The sequence below is a fragment of the Nonomuraea sp. NPDC003707 genome (assembly GCF_053587055.1).
Genome location: NZ_JBSFNK010000021.1, coordinates 115,705 through 132,429 on the forward strand (window position 1 = coordinate 115,705; position 16,725 = coordinate 132,429).

12 protein-coding genes are annotated in these 16,725 nt (G+C 68.0%); 10 read left to right on the forward strand and 2 right to left on the reverse strand.

Features of this window, described 5'->3' with window-relative positions:
- Position 1 precedes the first annotated feature (1 nt).
- The 5 genes from ACWDRB_RS41215 to ACWDRB_RS41235 all read left to right on the forward strand — a co-directional run bounded on the left by ACWDRB_RS41215 (position 2) and on the right by ACWDRB_RS41235 (position 9,110).
- Positions 2-1,054: a polyamine ABC transporter substrate-binding protein gene (locus ACWDRB_RS41215; RefSeq protein ID WP_449903265.1), complete on the forward strand. Its 1,053-nt coding sequence runs from the start codon at positions 2-4 to the stop codon at positions 1,052-1,054.
- On the forward strand, positions 1,051-2,124 hold the full coding sequence (locus ACWDRB_RS41220; protein WP_449903267.1) for an adenosine deaminase family protein: 1,074 nt from the start codon (positions 1,051-1,053) through the stop codon (positions 2,122-2,124). Before ACWDRB_RS41215 ends, ACWDRB_RS41220 begins: the two co-directional genes overlap by 4 nt.
- Positions 2,125-2,558: 434 nt before the next feature.
- Positions 2,559-3,518: a hypothetical protein gene (locus ACWDRB_RS41225; RefSeq protein ID WP_449903269.1), complete on the forward strand. Its 960-nt coding sequence runs from the start codon at positions 2,559-2,561 to the stop codon at positions 3,516-3,518.
- A gap of 67 nt (positions 3,519-3,585) precedes the next feature.
- Positions 3,586-8,769, forward strand: a complete 5,184-nt coding sequence (locus tag ACWDRB_RS41230; RefSeq protein ID WP_449903271.1) for a DNRLRE domain-containing protein — start codon at positions 3,586-3,588, stop codon at positions 8,767-8,769.
- Between the two features lie 188 nt (positions 8,770-8,957).
- Positions 8,958-9,110, forward strand: coding sequence for a hypothetical protein (locus tag ACWDRB_RS41235; protein ID WP_449903273.1), 153 nt, complete (start codon positions 8,958-8,960; stop codon positions 9,108-9,110).
- Positions 9,111-9,163: 53 nt separating this feature from the next.
- Here the strand turns inward: ACWDRB_RS41235 and ACWDRB_RS41240 are convergent, their stop codons facing one another.
- Positions 9,164-10,060 carry an ABC transporter ATP-binding protein gene (locus ACWDRB_RS41240; RefSeq protein ID WP_449903275.1) on the reverse strand — a complete coding sequence of 299 codons (897 nt, stop codon included), beginning with the start codon at positions 10,058-10,060 and terminating at the stop codon, positions 9,164-9,166.
- 270 nt (positions 10,061-10,330) lie between these two features.
- On the opposite strand from ACWDRB_RS41240, the gene ACWDRB_RS41245 reads away from it, so the two are divergent.
- Both ACWDRB_RS41245 and ACWDRB_RS41250 read left to right on the forward strand, forming a co-directional pair.
- Positions 10,331-10,849 carry a hypothetical protein gene (locus ACWDRB_RS41245; RefSeq protein WP_449903277.1) on the forward strand — a complete coding sequence of 173 codons (519 nt, stop codon included), beginning with the start codon at positions 10,331-10,333 and terminating at the stop codon, positions 10,847-10,849.
- Positions 10,846-11,448 (forward strand): response regulator transcription factor, encoded by a 603-nt coding sequence (locus ACWDRB_RS41250; protein ID WP_449903279.1) that lies wholly within the window; start codon positions 10,846-10,848, stop codon positions 11,446-11,448. The genes ACWDRB_RS41245 and ACWDRB_RS41250 overlap by 4 nt, the downstream gene beginning before the upstream one ends.
- A 442-nt stretch (positions 11,449-11,890) precedes the next feature.
- Here the strand turns inward: ACWDRB_RS41250 and ubiA are convergent, their stop codons facing one another.
- On the reverse strand, positions 11,891-12,763 hold the full coding sequence (gene ubiA, locus ACWDRB_RS41255; RefSeq protein ID WP_449903469.1) for a 4-hydroxybenzoate octaprenyltransferase: 873 nt from the start codon (positions 12,761-12,763) through the stop codon (positions 11,891-11,893).
- A 60-nt stretch (positions 12,764-12,823) separates the two neighbouring features.
- Here ubiA and ACWDRB_RS41260 point away from each other — a divergent pair, with 60 nt between their 5' ends.
- From ACWDRB_RS41260 to ACWDRB_RS41270, 3 genes are all read left to right on the forward strand, one after another.
- Positions 12,824-13,672, forward strand: coding sequence for an oxygenase MpaB family protein (locus ACWDRB_RS41260; protein ID WP_449903281.1), 849 nt, complete (start codon positions 12,824-12,826; stop codon positions 13,670-13,672).
- Positions 13,673-14,483: 811 nt separating this feature from the next.
- Complete coding sequence (locus ACWDRB_RS41265; protein WP_449903284.1) at positions 14,484-15,398, forward strand: aKG-HExxH-type peptide beta-hydroxylase; 915 nt, start codon at positions 14,484-14,486, stop codon at positions 15,396-15,398.
- Complete coding sequence (locus tag ACWDRB_RS41270) at positions 15,388-16,599, forward strand: MFS transporter (protein WP_449903471.1); 1,212 nt, start codon at positions 15,388-15,390, stop codon at positions 16,597-16,599. Before ACWDRB_RS41265 ends, ACWDRB_RS41270 begins: the two co-directional genes overlap by 11 nt.
- The last annotated feature ends 126 nt before the right edge of the window (positions 16,600-16,725 follow it).

Sequence of the window (16,725 nt, forward strand, 5' to 3'; positions counted from 1 at the left end):
CATGCCCACGCGCCGCGCCGTACTGGCCGCTGCTCTGACGGTGCTCGCCGCAGCCGGATGTTCCGGCTCCGGCTCCGCCGAGAAGCAGGCCGATCAGAACACCATCGTCGTCAGCACCTTCCCCTTCGGGGTGAAGGAGTTCGAGCAGGCGGTCGTCGCTCCGTTCAGCAAGCAGACCGGGATCAAGGTCGAGCTGGACACCGGGTCCAACTCCGACCGGCTGTCGAAGCTGAAGCTCGCCAAGGGTGAGCCGGAGGCGGACGTGGTGCTGATCTCCGACTACTTCGCCGCGCTCGGGCAGAAGGACGGCCTCTTCCAGAAGGTCGACGTGCCCAACATGAAGCAGCTCGCGCCGTTCGCGACCGAGGGCTCCTACGAGGGGCCGGCCTACACGCACCAGCTCAACGGGATCATCTACAACACCGGCAAGCTCAGCCAGAAGCAGGCCGCCGACTGGGAGCTGTTCGCGAACGCGGCGAACAAGGGAAAGGTCGCGCTTCCCGATATTTCGGTGACCGCCGGACAACTCATGATTTCGGGGGTGGGTGAGTCGTACGGCAAGGGCCCCTACGACATCGACACCTCGCTGAAGACCCTGTCCGGCTGGGCGCCGAACGTCCTGCAGTTCTACACCTCCTCGACCGAGGTCACGAACCTGCTGACCCAGGGCGAGATCGTCGCCGCCGACGCGCTGAGCGGCTTCGCCACCAAGCTCGTCACCTCGGGCGAGCCGATCGCCTGGACGGCGCCCGCCAAGGGTCGCTACATGGCCACCAACCGGGCGATGATCCCCAAGGGCGCGCGCAACGCGCAGGGCGCGGCGAAGTTCATCGACTACATGCTGTCGGCCGAGGCGCAGAGCGCCATGGCGAAGGCCGCCGGTGACCTGCCCACGAACCCGAAGGCCGAGGTCCCGGCCGACATCGCCAAGGTGACGGGCGAGGCGGCGAAGGACCCGGTGGCCGCCGGGTTCAAGACCCTCGACCCCGCCCAGCTCGTCGACACCCGCACCACCTGGGTCGACCGCTTCACCCGCGAGGTGGCCGGCAAGTGAACCTTGACCTGATGCCCAAGGTCGATCTGCACTGCCACCTCATCGGCACCGTACGCGCCTCGACCTTCGCCGCGCTGGCCCGGCGGGAGGGGCTCGACCTGCCCGACACGCCCGAGCGGATCTACGCGGACGTGAACTCGCTGCCGCCGGACCCTGCGCTCTACCTGGACACCCGGATCCCGGTCCCGCAGGGCAGGAGCGCGGACGAGCCCGAGGTCTCCTACTCGCTGTTCCAGGTGTCCTCGTGGGTTCTGCAGGTCCTGCGCGACGCCGACGATCTCACCAGGATCACCTACGAGGCGTTCGAGGACGCCCACCAGACCAGCGCGACCAGGCATCTCGAGGTCTCCTTCGACGCGCTGACCGAGCATCAGGAGAAGCTCGGCTACGCCACGGTGGTCGAGGCGTACGCCGAGGGCATCAGGATGGCCGAACGCGACTTCGGCATGTCGGGCCGGCTCATCGCGGCCGTCGACCGGAGCAGGTCGGGAGACGAGGCGCTCTCCTGGGTGCGCACGGTCGTGGACAACCCGCACGACTACGTGGCGGGGATCGGGCTGGACAACCTGGAGACCGCCGGGCCGCCGGAGCGGTTCGAGGCCGCCTTCCGGCTCGCCGGTGCGGCCGGGCTGCGCCGTACCGCGCACTCCTCCGAGCACGCGCCCGTCGCCGTCAACACGGTCACCTGCCTCGACGTGCTCGGCTGCGACCGGATCGACCACGGCTACTTCGTGCTCCAGGACGACGAGGTCGTCGCCAGGGTGCGGGACGAGCAGATCCCGTTCACCGTCATCTCGACCACGTCGCGGCGCTCGTGGCGGCCGTGGCGGCGGGCGTCGATCGCGGCGATGCTGGAGGCCGGGCTCAACGTCATCCCCGCTTCCGACGACCCGGGGATGTTCCCGACGTCGCTGGCGAACGAGTATCGGATCCTCTCCGAGCAGCTCGCCGTACCGGATGAGCGGTTGCGGGCGATGGCGCTGGCCGGGGTGGAGGCGTGCTGGCTGCCGGAGCCCGAGAAGGACGCCCTGCGCAGGCGCTTCGAGAGCGAGCTCGCGAACGTGGAGTGATCGGGACAGGCGGCTTCACGCGGACCGTGTCCCGCTTCAGTGCTTACTTCGGTGCTCACTTCGGTGACGCCAGGGGCTGCGCCCGGTCCGTCGAGCCCGGCCGCCAGGGCGACCCGAGCATCGGTCCTCTCTTCGACACCGTCGAGGCCCGCATGCGCCAGTACCTCCGCCGGCACGTCGAACCGCTCGTTCCCGAGGAGCGGGTGGAATCGACCGTCGACCTGCTCCGCGTCTTCGCCAACGGGATCGTCGCGTCCGCGGTCGAACACCGCGACCGAGGGACTTTGAACGGACCTTCCGTACCAGGTCGAGAGGCGAAATCTGTAAGACGGGAAACGTTTACCGATCATCAATCCAAGATCACCCGATTGGACGCCGACAATCCTTACGTTTGCGGCGTTTGTGCATCCCCCTCCGCATGTGGAAGGACATTCATGCGCATTTCCGCTCGGGCGATGATCGCCGCGTTAGCCACCGCCCTGGCAATCAGCGGCGCGAGCGTGGCCGGCACCCCGGCCTTCGCGAACGACGACCCCACGCTGGCGGCCCTCACCAAGGTCGTCCCCGAGATCGTCGAGGAGGCCAAGACCGTCCCGCCGACCGTGATCCCCGAAGGCGACGTCCAGCGTCCCTTCGCCGCCGCCACCGACGCCGACCACACGCTGTCGGCGTCGGTCAGCGAGAACGAGATCGGCATCGGCATGCCGGAGGCCGACGGCGCCGGCAGCCAGCCGCTGCCTGGCCTGGTCACCTACGCCGCCAAGCAGCCCAGCGTCACCTTCGCCCACCAGCGCACCGGTCAGATCGCCCGCGCGATGACCGTCATCCACGGTGCTTCCGCGCCGACCGAGTACCGCTTCCCGATCTCCGCTCCTGAGGGCTCCATGCTGGAGGTCGAGGAGGACGACGGCACGGTCCTGATCTACAACAACGACTTCTACCTCGCCGAGATCGACCTGCCCTGGGCCAAGGACGCCAACGGCAACCCGGTGCCGACCTCGTACCGGGTGGAGGGCATGACGCTCATCCAGACGGTCGAGCACGCGGGCGCCGCCTACCCCGTGGTCGCCGACCCCGCGCTCAAGCTGCAGTGCGAGTGGTGGAAGGCGATGTGCCGGGTGATCTTCTCGAAGAAGCTCACGAGCCAGATCCACAGCTCCTGGCTGTACGCCGGGGCGGCCGGCGCGGTCAAGGTGGCCGACGCGGCCTGCGACAAGTCCAAGAACAGCAAGATCAAGCTGGCCTGCAAGGTGATGTTCGCGGCGGGCATCGCCCAGTACATCTACAAGATCCGGGAAGCCGCCAACAAGAAGCAGTGCTTCGCGCTGCGGATGCAGTGGCCGGGCCCGATCGTCTGGGGCGAGGTCCGCAAGAAGAGCTGCCAGAGCAAGTAAATCCCCCTGTGACGACCTGACGCCCCCGTCAAGCCGGCGGGGGCGTCGCTCTACCTCGGAGCTCCCCATGTCTGCCCTCCTGCCGCGGGCCCTCGCCGGTGGTCTCGCCTTCTTACTTCTTCCGCTGGCTGTGCCCCCCTCGCCGGCCGCCGCAGAACCGCCCGCGGAACCGCCCGCCGCCACCCAGGCCGTGGACGACCCCAGTGACCCGGCCCGGGTCGCCGCCGAGCCGAGCGCGCCCGACGAGGCCTCCGCCCGCCTGTCCGCCCGCCTGACGGGCCGCCGGGTCGAGGTCGCGGACGCCCGTACCGAGACCACCACCACCTACGCCAACCCGGACGGCACGCTGACGGTCGACTCCTTCGCCGGTCCGGTGCGCTACCGCGGCGACGGCGGGTGGGCCCCGGTGGACATCGCGCTCACCAGGACCGCGTCGGGCGAGATCGTGCCACGCGGCCACGGCCGCAAGCTGCGTTTCGGCGGCGGGCGCGCCGGGCTGAGCGCCCGGCAGGCCACCGCGAACACCGCGGCGACCGACCTGATCACGATCGGGGAGGGCTCCGCCAAGGTCACCTTGCAGTGGAAGGGCGCGCTGCCGGTGCCGGGCCTGTCCGGTGAGACGGCCACGTACGCGGAGGCCATGCCGGGCGCCGACCTGGTCGTCACCGCCACCCGGACCGGCGCCGAGCAGTTCCTGCTGCTCAAGTCGCGCCCGGCCGCGCCTCTGTCGTACACGCTGACGCTGAAGGCGCCGGGTCTGACGGCGCGCGAGGCCAAGGGCGGCGGGGCGGAGCTGGTCGACGCCAAGGGCAAGGTCGCCGTCACCATCCCCGCGCCGGAGATGTGGGACGCCGCCACGCACCCGATCTCCGGCGAGCACCTGCGCCGGGCTCCGGTGGGGATGAAGGTCTCCGGCCGCGACCTCGTCTTCACCCCCGACGCGGCCTTCCTGAACGACCCCGCCACGACGTATCCCGTCACCGTGGACCCCACGCTCAACCTGGGCCAGGTCTTCGACACGTTCGTGCAGGAGGGCTACGGCACCGACCAGTCGGGCGCCACCGAGCTCAAGATCGGCAACAACGGCAGCGGCCAGGTCGCCAAGTCGTTCATCACGTGGAAGACCCCCGGCATCGCGGGCAGGAAGATCATCTCGGCCACGCTGAAGCTCTGGAACTTCCACTCGTGGTCGTGCGAGGCCCGCTCGTGGGAGGTCTGGTCGGCCGACCGCGCCTCGACGTCGTCGCGCTACCCGGGCCCGCACATGGCCGCCAAGTACGCCTCCTCCAGCGAGACGAAGGGCTACGGCAGCGGCTGCGCCGACGGCTGGGTCAGCGCCAACGTCACCTCGCTGGTGCAGCACTATGCCGACCAGGGCTGGAAGGAGTCCGGCATGGGCCTGCGGGCCGCCAACGAGTCGGACAAGTACGCCTGGAAGCGGTTCAACTCGGGCAACGCCTCGTCGAAGGTGCCGGTCGTCTCGGTGACGTACAACTCCTACCCGAGCACCCCGGTCTCGACCTGGGTCTCGCCGTTCACCGACTACGACGGCACGCTCTGGACCAACACGCTCACCCCGCAGCTCCGCAACCACGTGCGCGATCCCGACGGCGGCAACGTCCGCGGCAAGTTCGACCTGTACGAGGGCTCGACGATGCTGATCGACGACCTCTACGGCGCGTACGTGGCCAGCAACGGCTTCTCCGGCGCGAACGTGCCGGCGGGCAAGCTGGCCCACGGCAAGTCGTACATGTTCCGGTCGTGGGCCCACGACGGCTCGCTGGTCTCGAAGCTCTGGCAGACGGCGTACTTCTCCGTCGACACCGTCAAACCGCCCGCCCCCAAGGCCGCCTCCACCGACTACCCGAACGACGGGACCTACCATGGCGACGCCGGCAAGGCCGGCACGTTCACCCTCACCCCGGCGAACACCGACGCCGGCTGGATCGCCTACAAGCTCGACGGCGACGCCGTGACCAAGGTGCTCACCACCGGCGCGGCCGTCGCCGCCAAGCTCACCCCGGCCACGACGGGCGCCCACACGCTCAGCGTCTACACCATCGACAAGGCCGGCAACGCCTCCCCGACGACCTCCTACACCTTCAACGTCGGGACCGGCGCGGCCGTGGCCTCGCTCACCGCGCCCGTGAACGGCCTGCGCAGCACCGCCAAGGTGCCCCTCGCCGTCACCGGCACGGCGTTCACGCAGGCCAGGTTCCAGTACCGGCGCTCCGAGACCGATGCCTGGGCGGACCTGCCCGTCGCGAACGTCACCGGCGCCGACGGCAAGCCGCTGACCGCGTGGCCCGTCGCCGCCCCCGGCAGGCTGTCCGGCCTGACCTGGGACGCGGGCACGCAGCTCGGCGACGCCGCGGTGCAGGTGCGCGCGGTCGTCACGGGCACGACCACGGCGGAGTCCCAGCCGGTCGAGGTCGTGGTGGACCGCCGCGCCACCCGGGCCGCCACGAAGGAGGTCGGGCCGGGCGTGCTCAACCTCCAGACCGGCGGCTACCGCCTCCAGACCACCGCGGGCGGACCCTTCGGCCTGACGCTCACCCGCACGGCCTCCTCCCGCGAGGCCGGCTGGTCGCTCCCGGTGCCCGTGCTCAAGGAGACCTCGGCCACCTCGGTCGAGGTGACGCGGGCCGACGGCAGGCCGGTGCAGTTCACCAAGACCGCGGACGGCTGGAAGCCGGAGCCCGGGGCCGAGAACCTGACCCTCACCGGCACGTACACGCTGACCGACGCGCGCGGCGAGGTCACCACGTTCATCAAGCAAGGCGACCTGTACGCCCCCGAGGGCTACGTCTACGACCAGGGCCGGCTGAAGTCGATCACCAGGTCGGGGCACCCGCTGGAGCTCGGCTACGACACCGCGGGACGCCTGTCCACCGTCTCTCTGCAGGGCACGGTGATCACCCAGTACGGCTACGACAGCGCGGGACGGCTCTCCGAGGCGTGGGACCCGCGGATCAGCCCGGCGCTGAAGACCGTCTACGGCTACGACTCCGCCGGCCGCGTCTCCACGCTCACCCCGCCCGGCGAGCTGCCGTGGATCTTCGCGTACGAGAGCGACGGGCGGCTGCGCACGGTCACCCGGGCCACGCTCAAGCCCGGCACCGCGGACCAGGTAGCCGGCGAGGCCAAGACCACCGTCGTGTACGGGGTGCCGCTCACCACGGCGGCCGGCGGCCCGGCCGACGTGACGGCCAAGGAGGTGACGGCGTGGGGCCAGGCCGTGGCGCCCGTGACCGCGACGTCGGTGCAGCCGCCGGGGCTGGCCGCCACGGTGACGTACCTGGACGAGTCGGGTAGGGCGGTCAACGTCCTGACGCCCGGCGGGCACCTGTCCGCAACCGGCTACGACCGGTTCGGCCACGTCGTGCGGGAGCTCACCGCCGCGAACCGGGAGCTGTCGCAGCGCGACATCACCGACTTCCGCCTCGCCGAACTCGCCATCACCGGCTACGAGCCCGAGGAGCGCGCCGAGCTGCTGTCCACCCGTTCGGTCTATGACGCGTCCGGGCGGCGCAAGCTGGAGGAGCTGAGCCCGGTCCACATCATCAACCTGGAGTCCGACGTGGACGACCTGCCCGCCGGGTACGCCATCGGCGCCAGGACCCGTACGGTCAACACCTACGACGAGGGCCGGCCGGCCGGTGCGGTGGCCCGCGACCTGCCGACCACCGTCAAGACCGGCGCGGTGGTCGTCGGGCGCGAGTCCAAGCCGGACGCGGACGTCCGCACCACCGCCATCACCTATGACTGGGCCACGGGGCGGCAGATCAAGACGGTCCGCGACCCCGCCGGCAAGGCTGTCACCACCACCGTCGCCGGCCCCGTGCTCTACACCGCGACCGGCAGCGCGCCGTGCGGCGGGCGATCCGACTGGGCGGGCCTGGTGTGCCAGGACGGCGGGCGCACGTACACCTACGACGCCTCCGGCCTGGCCTCCACCGTGACCGAGGGCGACACGGCCACCACCTTCAAGCGCGACACCGCCGGCCGCCTCACCGCCACCAAGGCGGGCGGCGAGGCCGAGATCGGCCTCGGGTACGACCCCGCGACCGGCCGGCCCGCCCAGCGCTGGCGCGGCACGGAGAAGGTCGTCACGGCCTACGACAAGCTCGGCCGGGTGATCTCCCACACCGACGCCGACGGCGGCCTGACCCGCACCGAGTACGACGACCTCGACCGCCCGGTCAAGGTCACGGACTCGTCCCCGTCCACCAGGACCTACGGCTACGACGCCAAGGTCGAGCCGCGCGGCCTGGCCACCTCGGTGACCGACTCGGTCGCGGGCACGTTCACCGCGCGCTACGACGCCGAGGGACGCCAGACCGAGGGCGACCTGCCGGGCGGCCTGCACCTGCAGGTCGGCTACGACGAGCGCGGCCAGAGCTACGCGCGGATCTACACCCGGGACGGCCTGGAGGCCCCGGTGATGATCGACCAGGTCGCCCGGAACGTCCACGGCCAGGAGTTGCTGAGCATGCGGACCGATCTCATGGCCGAGCGGCAGCTCGGCTACGACAAGGCGGGCGAGCTCGCGTCGGCGCTGGACATGGCGTTCCCGGTGTGCACCCTGCGCCGCTACGACCACGACGGGGCGGGCAACCGGACCCGGCTGGCGGTGCAGTCGTCGGACGAGGACTGCCCGGTGGCCGACGACTCGGCCGCGTCGATCACCGGCTATGGCTACGCCTCCGACGGCAGGCTGACCGGCGACGGCTACGCCTACGACGCGGCAGGCCGGACCACGTCGCTGCCCGGCGGGCGTACCATCGGCTACTTCGCCGACGGTCTGCCGGCCAAGATGACCTCCGGCGAGCAGAGCTTGACCTGGACCCGCGACCCGGCGGGCCGGATCCGCTCGGAGACGAACGAGGCGGGCGCCGTCACCGTTCACCACTACGGCTCGGACGGCGACAAGCCCTCCTGGACCGCCGCGAACGGCACGATCGTCCGCGACGTCGCCGGGATCGGCGGGGAGCTGGCCGCGCTCACCGGCGCGACCGGATCGGTGCGCCTCCAGTTGCTCACCGTCGGGGGGAGCGTCGGGACCGAGCTGGAGCTCGGCACCGGCCTGGCCACGGTGGTCGGGTACGACGAGTTCGGCGTGCCCTCCCAGCCGGTCCGTTACGGCTGGCTCGGCGGGGCGTACCGCCCGACCGTGCTGGACGGCAGGGTCCTGGTGTCGGGCCGCGTGTACGACCCGGCGCTCGGCCGCTCCCTCCAGCGTCCGTACTAGACGCACATGGCAAAGCCCGGGTGGTCCGCCACCCGGGCTTTGTCACGTTCAGGCCGCGCAGACTCCGGCCGGCTTGACCGACAAGCCCCAAGAGGATGCCGGTGTCGCCCGCCGCGGTGGAGCGCAGCCGCTTGAGGAAGAGGTTCTGCCGGCGCGAGGCCAGCGTGGTCACCGTGGTGGTGTAGAGCGTGAACGCCGCCACCGTGAACAGCACCACCGCCGCGATGTATCCGAGACTGCCCAGAGCCGCGAACACCTCGTGCCGGGAGATGAAGAACGCGCTGACCGCCACGGGCATGACGAGGCAGGTGACCAGAACCAGCCGGTTCCGGAAGATCTGAACAAGCTCGCTGAGAGCGATCGAGAGCATGGCAAAGGTCCCTTTCTTGGAAATTCAGGGAGTGGGCCGGTCGCTGCCGAGCGCGCGGAAGACGTCGTCGAGCCGGGTCGGGCCGCCCTGGAGGTCCCGCAGCTCCACCGCGTGGTCCTGGGCCCAGCGAAGCAGGGTGTGCAGGTCCTTCTGCAGGCCGAAGGTCTCGATGAGGTACTTCCCGTCACCCTCGCGCGTGGCCTGCAGCGGCAGCGCGGGTGCGGGGGCCGGCAGGGAGAAGCGGATGGCGGCGGGCAGGGTGCGCGTCAGTTCGGAGACGGTCCCTTCCCGGTGGAAGGTGCCTTTGTGCATGAGCCCGATGCGGTCGGCGCGCTGCTGAGCCTCTTCCAGGTAGTGCGTGGTGAGAACGATGGTGGATCCGTCTTCGCGCAGCCGGTCCACCGCGCACCACAGGTCGTCCCGGGACTGGATGTCCAAGCCGGTGGTGGGCTCGTCCAGGAAGATCAGCTCAGGCGCTCCGTACACGGCGGTGGCGAAGTCCAGACGCCGCTTCTCGCCGCCGGAGAGCTGGGACACCTTGGTGCCGGCCTTGCGGGTGAGGTCGACGATGCCGAGCACGCGTTCGACCGTGTCGATGCGCTGGGTGAGGTTTCCGATCAGCCGGAGCGATTCCCGCACCGTCAGATCCGGCGAGAATCCGCTCTCCTGCAGCATGATGCCCATCCGGGGCCGCACCGCCCGCCGGTCGCGCGGACTCTGCCCGAAGACCCGTACGGTGCCCGAGGTGGGCGTGCGGTGGCCTTCGATGGTCTCCAGGGTCGAGGTCTTCCCCGCCCCGTTCGTGCCGAGCAGAGCGTAGAACTCCCCGCGCCGCACCTGGAAGGACAGGTCCCGCACGGCGCGGAAGTCGCCGTAGGTGAGGTTCAGACGGTCGACGTCGATGACTGGTGTCGAGGACATACCGTCGATCTCAGCCGTCGCCGCACGTATCTCCCAGTGCGACCACGTCATGACCTCGCCATGACATCCTTGGCGTGAACGCATGACGTGGTGTCACTGGTGCCGCCACGGGACGGGAAGAATACTGGCGGACTCTGCCGTCCGATCCCGGAGAGCCCACACATGGACACCAGACCCGTGCGAATTCTGCCGACGGCCGACATGACCGCTCAGCCCCGACACACAGCACCCAACTGAGGCTCGGTGAGCCCGCCTGGTGGGGAGCCACCCGTGATGCATGAGCGCGCTGACAGGACGCGGCGGCGAATGCACCGGCTTGATGTCCGTGGCGTTCAACGCCCGGACAAGGGGGGAAGCCGCCGTCCTGAGCGCGGGTGTGCCGGCGGTGCACGTGGTGAAGCCGACGACGGCGCCGGCCAGAAGCTGGTGCGCGCCGACGCCCATCGGGCCGAGGAGGAGCTCCGGGAGATCCGCGTACGCGTCGACCGAAAGGCCGAGGTCGCCCCACACGCAGGCGAACTGCCCGGCCAGGTCCTCCGGGAGCCGACCACCAACATCCCGCGGCACGTGCAGACCGAGCAGGTACGGATCACGCTCCCCCAGCCGGGCATCGCCGTCATCGACGACGGCCCGCAGGAGGCTCCGCTTCCCGCCCTCCGGGGCCTCGCTACCCTCAGGGAACGAGTGATGGCCAACGGGGACGAGCTGACGGTGGAGCAGCAAGACGGGCGCTTCCTGACGACCGCGGCATTCCCGCACCGACGTTCCGAAGCACAGGAGAACCAATGACCACCGTGGTACTCGCCGACGACGAAGCCCTCCTCCGCAAGGCGCTGGCGTCACTGCTCCCGCTCGAGGGCGAGATCACCGTGCTCGCCGAAGCGGGAGACGGCGAGGCGGCGGTACAGGCCACACTGCTGCACCGGCCCGACGTGCTCGTCATCGATCTGGAGATGCCCGGTGTGGACGGGCTCGGCGCCGTCACGGAGATCCGTCAGGCGCGGCCAGACCAAATAATCCTCATGCTGACCCGCCATGCCAGGCCCGGCGTGCTCCGCAAGGCGCTCAAGCTCGGCGTCCAGGGCTTCGTCAGCAAGTCCGCGGAACCGGCGCACATCGTCTCGGTCATCAAGACCCTGCACGAGGGCAAGCGATGGATCGACCCGGATGTCTCCGCCCTCGCCCTCGTCGACGACTGCCCGCTCACCGACCGCGAGATCGACGTGCTGCGGGCGACCGGCGAAGGCTACTCGGTCGCCGACATCGCCGCCCAACTCCATCTGGCGGAGGGCACGGTGCGCAACTATCTCTCGAACGCGATGCAGAAAACCCAGACCCGGACCCGCCACGAGGCGGCGCGGTACGCACGCGAACACGACTGGCTGTAAGTGGGCATCTGATGATGATTTATCGTCGTTCGTCCCGCTTTCGTCGTGGCCCGAGATGTGTGAATTGATCGGACCTGTCCGATGCACGCTGGGCGTTGATCGAACCGACACTGAACGCCTGGCGAGCCGCACGCATACAGGCTCACGCGCGAGCTGGGATCACTCGCGGATCTCTTCGGAAGTTGGAGGCCGGCCCTGCCTGGCGGGTAGGTCCACTTCTTCTTGACCAGCCTGCGACGCCTGGCAAACAGCGTGCCGGGCGCCACGATGCGATGCAGTCGAAGGCGAGCGGGTAACAGCCTCACCAGCCGGCCGAACACCCTGACCACCAGCAGATACACAAGTCGAAACAGAACGAGACAAGTCTGGAAAATCATGTTCATCAGTTCTGGCATCGGACAGGGCGCACGAATAGCCGAGGTCAGGGACGACGCTCCCGCCGTCAGCTCCGGAAGAGGTACTCGAGCGCGATACCGACGAAGATCACCATGCCGACGTAGTTGTTGTTCGCAAACGCTTTCAAACATTCCGTACGACCGCGCCGGCGGATGAGGAACTGCTGGTACAACGCGAACAGGGCGGCGGCTGTCACACCCCCCACATGCCATGCTCCAAGGTGCAGTTCCCGGCCGGCCAGCAAGATGGCGATCAGCATCCCCGCCTGCATGATGCCGACGACGAGGCGATCAGCGTCGCCGAACAGGATCGCGGTCGAACGGATGCCGAGTGCGCGGTCGTCGTCGCGGTCGGCCATCGCGTACATGGTGTCGTACGCCACCGTCCACAGCAGCCCGGCGGCGAACAGGAGCCAAGCCGCCCGTGGCATTCCGCCGCCGTGAGCCGCGAAGGCCATGGGAACCGACCAGGTGAAGGCAGCGCCGAGGTACACCTGCGGTACCGGGAAGAAGCGCTTCATGAGCGGATAGGTCAGCAGCAGCACCCCGCCGGCCAGCGCCAGCACCTGCGTCTGCCGATTCAGCATGGATACGAGTCCGAGCGCAGCGACGCCCAGGACGCAACACAGCCCGACCGCCTCGGCCGGCCTCACCTCGCCGGTGACCAGGGGGCGGCCCTTGGTGCGCGCCACATACCCGTCGTACTGACGATCCGCGAAGTCGTTGATCGCACAACCCGCCGAACGCGTCAGCACCGTCCCGGCAATGAACACGAGGAACACGCGCTCGTCCGGATCGCCGTTGGACGACAGCCACAACGCCCACAGCGCCGGCCACATCAACAGCCAGATACCGATGGGCCTGTCCAGCCGGACCAAGCGCGCGTAGGCGCCGATCCGGACGATCGCTCGATGTACCATCGCCACCGAGGATGATCCCGTTGCCCACCGTGGCGCCTCGGCAAGGATTGCCTATCTCTCATGAACCGTGACATCGGCGTGTTCGGGCCCGACTCGGTGAGCTGGAAGGTCTTCGGCGAGCCGATCGTCGCGCTGGGCGGCTTGCGCAGCCTGTACCTGCAGGCGCTGCATCCGCGTGCGGTCGCGGGGGTCGCGCAGAACTCCTCGTACCGGACCGACCCGTGGCGCCGGCTCATTCGCACCTGGGTCTACCTGCGGACCATCCTGTACGGCACGAGCGCCGAGGCGGAGGCCGCCGCGAGCCGGGTCCGGCGCCTGCACGCCGGGATGCGGGCAACTGACCCGCGTACCGGCGAGGTGTTCCGTATCGACGAGCCCGACCTGCTGCGCTGGGTGCACGTGGCCGAGGCCGAGTCGTTCGTGACCACGGTTCGCCGCGCCGGTCTCCGGCTGACCGGCGCCGAGGTCGACCGTTACTACACCGAACAGCGCCGGAGCGCCGAGCTGATCGGCCTCGACCCCGCCTCGGTCCCCGGCACCGCAGCGGATGTGGCGGTCTACTACGAGGCCGTTCGTTCGCAACTGAGCCTGACTACGGAAGCAGCCGACATCGCGACCTTCCTGGCCACCTGCCCGCCCGTGCCCGCGGAATGGAACAACCGGGCTCTTCGGCGCGCACTCGCGAGCGGTCCGTCGCGCGGGGCCTACCGGGTCCTGGCCGCGACCGCTGTCGGCCTCCTACCACCGTGGGCCCGCCGGCTCTACGGCGGTCGGGGCGGTCCGGCGACCGACGTCATCGCCGGACTGTCGGCCCGGGGAACCCGGCTTCTGGTCCGGGCGGCTCTACCGCCGAAATATCGCGTCCCACCCATGCGTCGAGCGGCGCTGGAACGAGCCGGCCGCAGCTGACGGCCGCGGACACGGATTGCCCATCCTGCGATCGACTGTGCGGGCGCCGATCATTCGTCCGGCCAGGTCAAGCCGCATGGCGGTACTCCTTCAGGACACCGCCCAGTCGGTCGCGTCGGCGAATGTCGAGCGGCGCGATCGGTTGGATGAGGAAGCGCTCGCTGTGGCCGACTCCGCGGATAGGTCCACTTTCGTCGGACCACGTCCTGGTGCCAGCGCAAGAGCGTGGCCGAGGTCACCACGAACGCCGACCACCGGATCCGGGGGCAGCAGCAGGAATTGGCCGATCCGAATCGCTGCCAGGTATGACAACGAGGCCAACATGACCCGCGATCCTGCCAGTTGAATCAGTCTGATCGCGCAGCAACACCGCAGCTCACAGATCGAATCGGGGTTTTCGGGCCCGACAGGCTGAATCATATCCAGAAAACGAACCAGATGTTGCGGATTTGGGATTGTTACTGGAAGGCCAGCAGATCAGAATTGATTTGGCGCCAGAGGTTCTATAAGATGGGCGATTTGCTCACGTTTGGCCGCGATGGACCTGTCGATTGCTGCGTGAAGGCGCAGGCATCTTGTCGATGAGGCCACCCACTGGTTGACAGAAATCGATCAAGATGTCAGCTCCAGTTTTGCGGAGCCTGGTCCTTCTATCGCCATGGTACGCGCGAATCGCTCCGACCGGCGAAGTCAAGAAGCTGGAGGAACGAGAAATGAAAGACGAGCCGAAGCTGACCGTGCCGAAGCTTCCCGAAGTCCCACTGGCCGAGCAGAGACTCATGGGTAACGTTTTCGGCGGCTGAGTCGACCAATGGAGCTGCATTGGCAGCCCGACGCTGGGAGAGCACAGCTCGAGAGAGCTGCACTCTCCCAGTTCCTCGGGTCACAGCTAGCGGACATATTGAAATGCGACGCCGTCGAGCTCGAACGGGAACTCGGCGGGGATCTCTCCCACCCCGCCGCTTTCGCTCTGGCATGGGCGAAAGCGAGCGGTACTCCTCCAGCGCTTTCGAAGAACGGCTTACTCAGGACGGTTCAAGAAAGCCGCCGCCGCGCCGGTGACGTGGCGAGAAGAGCCGGATTTGCGGTTGATCTGACTCCGCTGGAAGAACCAGTGATCGCACCTACCGTTGAGCGGCACATACGCATAGCCCGGCAGGCGGGAGACGTAGAGACGCTGGTTTTCCATTCACCCGAGCAGCTGGATTGTCATGGTTGCCTGAGGCAAGCCCATGGGCTCGTCGTCGACTGCTGGCCGGCCATGGTCCAAGAAATTCGGACGACGGTTACCTGTCTGTCGTTCTTCACCGCCGGAAATGCCATCGGCTTCGCAGATATTTGCACACACGGCCTGATCTGCTTACGAGCCGACAGCTTAGCGAATGTGACCGTCCTCGCCGAGGAGATCATCCATGAGTCGTCACACGTCCGGCTCAATGGGATTCTGGCAAGCACGCCATGTCTAGAGGACGACAATGGCAGACTATATCAAACACCATTGCGCGAAGACCCCCGGCCCGCTGCAGGGCTACTGCATCAGCTTTTTGTCCTGGCACGCTTGTGCGACTGGCATGCACGGCTGGGTGCGCGTGCGGCACCTGAGAGAGCCGAGCGTGCGATGCATGACCTGGTGGCTGCGTACACAACCGTGCAGAACGAGCTGCCGTTGACGGATGCAGGACGCGAACTCGTATCAACAATCAAGCCAGCTCGTCATGCCAGGTAGTTCAAGTACGGCGTTGAAACCTGCGATCCCTTTCCGTGCCAAGGCATGGCTTTGTGCCGCAGTGGTGTCCACGACAGGAAGTGTGGCTTTCACCGTGGCTCTCACATGGGCTGCGACTGCCCACGGTGGAGCGGCTGCCGGCATCACCCTGACCGTCGGAATTTTGCCGCAGGCAACCCTACTATTGGTCGGTGGAGCTCTCGCCGATCGAGCAGGTCCCCGGCGAGTCATGGGGTTCACCCTTAGCGCCATGACGCTGAACTCTCTACTCTTGGCCGCTGCTGCCACTGTTTTCGGTACGCAGGTGTGGCTGCTGGCCGGATTCAGTCTGATCACCGGGCTGATCAATGCATTTCATCTTCCCTCGGTCACCTCAATAATGCGTCGTCTGGTGGCTCCGGAGCAACTGTCCAGAGCTCTGGCCGTCCAGCAGGCCGGTCGTCAGGTGGCAGGATTTGTCGGCGCACCGCTCGGCGGGGTGCTCACCGTCGGCTTCGGAATTTCTGGCGCGGCGATTGTGAATGCTTTCAGCTTCGTCCTGACACTTATCGTCCTGGCGTTCGTGCGCCCACCCTTTGAACCGGCCGAAAAAGGGAAGAGAGCAGGACTGTTCCATGAGGCGGGCGACGGCTTGAAGCTTGCGGCAAAGGTTCCTGCCCTACAGGTCGGATTGTCAGTGATGGCTGGCGGTGCGGCCTTTATCGCACCGATCGCCACACTCTTCGTGCCACTTCTGGCTCGAATGCGCGGTTGGAGCCCTTACGACGTCGGATGGCTGCTGGGGGTCCAGGATGTGGCATTTTTCGCGGTAGCGTTAATGACATCGCGCTACGGCACCTTCAAGAGGCCTGGTGTCGCCTCGGCTACCGGTGTTCTTATCACCGGTGTCGGGGCTGCGGTGCTTTCCCTATCGCCTGTCATGCCTCTTGCGCTTGCCTCTGCGGCTTTGGTGGGATTGGGATATGGCATCGCTGCCATGCATTTGACTCCCCTGGTCGTTCAGTCGGCACCAGAATCACATACGTCCAGGATCTCTGCGATGATGACCCTGGTGCAAAGTATGGGCGTGATATCTTCGATAAGTGGTTTTGGGGTGTTGGGAGAGATCGCGGGACCGGTAATTGCGAGCACCGCGAACGGGGTCCTGCTTGTATCGGTCGGGTTGCTGGCATTCACTTCCAGAAATTTTCGCGCCGCTTAGCGATCTTTGCTCAACGAATTATCACCACCACGGCCTTGTTCGCTCCCGGATGGTGGAGGGCATCACGCTTGGTCTCCCAACCGTGACGGTCATGCCCGTTGAGCGTGACCGTTTCGATGAGGTGCC

Coding starts and splice junctions, on each gene's coding strand:
- ACWDRB_RS41215 (WP_449903265.1), top strand. CDS start 2: ATGCCCACGCGCCGCGCCGTACTGGCCGCTGCTCTGACGGTGCTCGCC.
- ACWDRB_RS41225 (WP_449903269.1), top strand. CDS start 2,559: ATGCGCATTTCCGCTCGGGCGATGATCGCCGCGTTAGCCACCGCCCTG.
- ACWDRB_RS41230 (WP_449903271.1), top strand. CDS start 3,586: ATGTCTGCCCTCCTGCCGCGGGCCCTCGCCGGTGGTCTCGCCTTCTTA.
- ACWDRB_RS41240 (WP_449903275.1), bottom strand. CDS start 10,060: ATGTCCTCGACACCAGTCATCGACGTCGACCGTCTGAACCTCACCTAC.
- ACWDRB_RS41250 (WP_449903279.1), top strand. CDS start 10,846: ATGACCACCGTGGTACTCGCCGACGACGAAGCCCTCCTCCGCAAGGCG.
- ubiA (WP_449903469.1), bottom strand. CDS start 12,763: ATGGTACATCGAGCGATCGTCCGGATCGGCGCCTACGCGCGCTTGGTC.
- ACWDRB_RS41260 (WP_449903281.1), top strand. CDS start 12,824: ATGAACCGTGACATCGGCGTGTTCGGGCCCGACTCGGTGAGCTGGAAG.
- ACWDRB_RS41265 (WP_449903284.1), top strand. CDS start 14,484: ATGGAGCTGCATTGGCAGCCCGACGCTGGGAGAGCACAGCTCGAGAGA.
- ACWDRB_RS41270 (WP_449903471.1), top strand. CDS start 15,388: ATGCCAGGTAGTTCAAGTACGGCGTTGAAACCTGCGATCCCTTTCCGT.